The sequence below is a fragment of the Aeromonas sp. QDB62 genome, assembly GCF_027705695.1.
Lineage (GTDB): Bacteria > Pseudomonadota > Gammaproteobacteria > Enterobacterales > Aeromonadaceae > Aeromonas > Aeromonas allosaccharophila.
Window position 1 is genome coordinate 1 of sequence record NZ_JAPDCD010000154.1, and the last position, 520, is coordinate 520.

At 59.8% G+C, this 520-nt stretch carries 1 protein-coding gene; it reads left to right on the plus strand.

The features are described 5' to 3' along the window. Positions 1-14 precede the first annotated feature (14 nt). Positions 15-520, plus strand: a 506-nt coding sequence (istB, locus tag OKC27_RS22865; protein WP_201976373.1) for an IS21-like element ISAs29 family helper ATPase IstB, incomplete at its 3' end; no start/stop codon positions are given.

Genomic DNA, 520 nt, shown 5'->3' on the forward strand with positions numbered 1-520 from the left:
AGAGGATACGTCCCATGACCCAACAAACGCTGACCCGCTTGAGACACCTGAAACTGACTGGCATGGCGGATGCCGTGCAACAACAACTGGAACAGGCAAGTACCTACGAAGGGCTGCCCTTCATCGAGCGGCTAAGCCTGCTGGTCGAACACGAACAACTGAGCCGGGAGCAGCGTAAACAAGCTCGGCTGGTCAAGCAGGCGAGGCTCAAACTCCAGGCCACGGTGCAAGAGGTGGACTACCAGTCTGCACGCAACCTGGAGCGGTCACAGGTGGCAAACCTGGCCCAAGGAGAGTGGCTGCGCCGGGGCCAGAACCTGCTCATTACCGGCCCCTGTGGCTGCGGAAAAACCTACCTAGCCTGTGCGCTGGGCTACCAAGCCTGTCAGCAGGGGCACAGCACTCGTTACTACCGGCTGCCGCGTCTGCTACTTGAGCTGAGCCAGGCCAAGGTAGATGGCAGTTACGCCAGACTGCTGGGTCAACTGGCAAGGATAGAGCTGCTGATCCTGGATGACTG